This is a genomic window from Amycolatopsis sp. SID8362 (genome assembly GCF_010550475.1).
GTDB classification, from domain to species: Bacteria; Actinomycetota; Actinomycetes; order Mycobacteriales; family Pseudonocardiaceae; genus Amycolatopsis; species Amycolatopsis eburnea.
Window position 1 is genome coordinate 1 of the sequence record NZ_JAAGNB010001079.1, and the last position, 1792, is coordinate 1792.

Below are 1792 nucleotides of genomic sequence, written 5' to 3' on the forward strand. Positions count from 1 at the left end.
ACCGAGGTCGACCACCGCGAGGCCGGTCGCCGCCAGTACCAGCGACGTCAGCGTCGCGAGGAGCGCCGCCGAACTGCCCGCCACGCAGCCGATCCGGCCGAGCGGGTGGCGGCGCAGCAGCAGGATGCCGCCGGGGAGCAGGGCCGACGCCAAGACCGCGTCGACCGCCGCGTGGAGGCCGACGCGGGCCGCGTCGGCGGGGAAGCGGGCCAGTGTGACCACGTCCAGTACCAGCCCGGCCGCGTAGAGCAGGCCGCCGAGCAGGGACAGGGCCGCCGCGGCGAGGGCGGTGCGGCCTTCGGTGGAGGTGGTCACGCCGTCACCAGCCCGGAGGTCGGCCGCCCTGCTGGTGGGGCGGGTACGGGTGCTGAGGATACGGCTGGTGACCGTACGTGATCATCGGGGGCCGCTGCCGCCGGGTCCAGCGGCCGGTGGCCGGGAGCGCCGCGAACACCAGCAGCAGCACGAACGGCAGCATCAGCAGGGCGCGGCGCAGCAGCACCGAGCCGACGTCGAACGGCGCCGGGCCGCCCGCGTAGAAGTAGAAGTGCAGTTCGGCCAGCGCCGTGCTCGCGACCAGCGCGAGCAGCGCCAGCGCCGCGCCGACGATGCTCAGCACGCGGCCCGCGCCCTTGCGGGCGAGCAGCAGGACGCCGCCGAGCACGAGCAGCAGGCCGAGCAGCGCGTCGGCGAACTGGCCCGCGATGACCTCCGGGATGGGGTAGAACCCGATCCACGGGATGCCCGCGAAGAACCACAGACCGGTGATCAGGGCCAGCACGGCGGCGACCACCGCGGTCCCGGCGCCCGGCTTCGGCGGCATTCCCTGGTACGGCTGCACGACGACCCCCCATCTCCTGCCCGGCATCGTGCCAGGCCGGCCGGTCCCGCGGCGGCGGAACTCACCAACTCCGCGACGAAGCCGAGTACGCGCCCTGACCGGCCACGACGGGCAGCGCGGCGCGGTAGCGCAGGTACCGGAACGTCGGCGGCAGGAAGGCCAGGACCAGCACGAGCACCGAGAGCGTGGCGAGGCCGACCCGGTCGACCATGGCGAGGCCGCCGTGCGTGAACATCGCGTCGGCGAAGCGACCCAGCGGCACGCCCATCGACAGCGGCTCGATGAGCAGCGCGCCGATGGCCAGCAGCGCGCCGACGCCGAGCAGGACCGCGCCCGCCGTCGCGCGGAACAGCGTCGACAGCGAACCGAGGAGCAGGACGAGCCCGGCGACGAGGTAGCCGGCGAAGTCCGCGAGCACGAGACCCGGCAGTGCGCCGAGGCTGAATTCCGCCGGCATGTCGAGGAAGATCTTGACCGGCACGTATCCCGCGGCGACCGCGGCCGGAATTCCGAGCAGACCGGCGAGCACCGCCGTTACTCCGGATGGCCGAGTCGATGAATACGAATGCGAACGCGCTACCGGAAAGCCGGTCACCAGTCCCCCATCAGGCAAGCCCAGTACGACGGCGCTCACCTTAGACCGGAATGCGGGGAGTAGTCCGGAATCGGAACGGAATTCGGCCGGACGGCGGAACCCAAGATCATTATTGTGCGGTAGCGGCGGAAATCATGTCACGCGAGCTTATGTCCTCTTCGGACAATTGCGGTTTCGGCCCCGTGAATGCAGCGTGCCCCGGAGCCGAATGGGCTCCGGGGCACGCGATGGGAAGTTCAGTTCACCACTGCTGCGGCGGCTGGCCGGGCTGGCCGAACCCGCCGCTCGGCGGGCCCTGCTGGCCCGGCTGCTGGCCGTAGCCCTGCGGCGGCTGGCCCGGCTGCTGCGGGTAGCCC

The 1792-nt window shown here is 72.4% G+C and carries 3 protein-coding genes; all 3 read right to left on the bottom strand.

What is annotated here, in order from left to right:
- Nucleotides 1-315, bottom strand: a 315-nt coding sequence (locus G3I65_RS33850) for a hypothetical protein (RefSeq protein WP_203612588.1), incomplete at its 3' end; no start/stop codon positions are given.
- 4 nt (nucleotides 316-319) lie between these two features.
- Nucleotides 320-868, bottom strand: coding sequence for a hypothetical protein (locus tag G3I65_RS33855; protein WP_160699708.1), 549 nt, complete (start codon nucleotides 866-868; stop codon nucleotides 320-322).
- Between the two features lie 34 nt (nucleotides 869-902).
- Nucleotides 903-1370 (bottom strand): hypothetical protein, encoded by a 468-nt coding sequence (locus G3I65_RS33860; RefSeq protein ID WP_309235871.1) that lies wholly within the window; start codon nucleotides 1368-1370, stop codon nucleotides 903-905.
- Nucleotides 1371-1792 lie beyond the last annotated feature (422 nt).

Bases quoted from the DNA above. Each gene is read 5' to 3' on its own strand.
- G3I65_RS33855 (WP_160699708.1), bottom strand. From the start codon at position 868: ATGCCGGGCAGGAGATGGGGGGTCGTCGTGCAGCCGTACCAGGGAATG.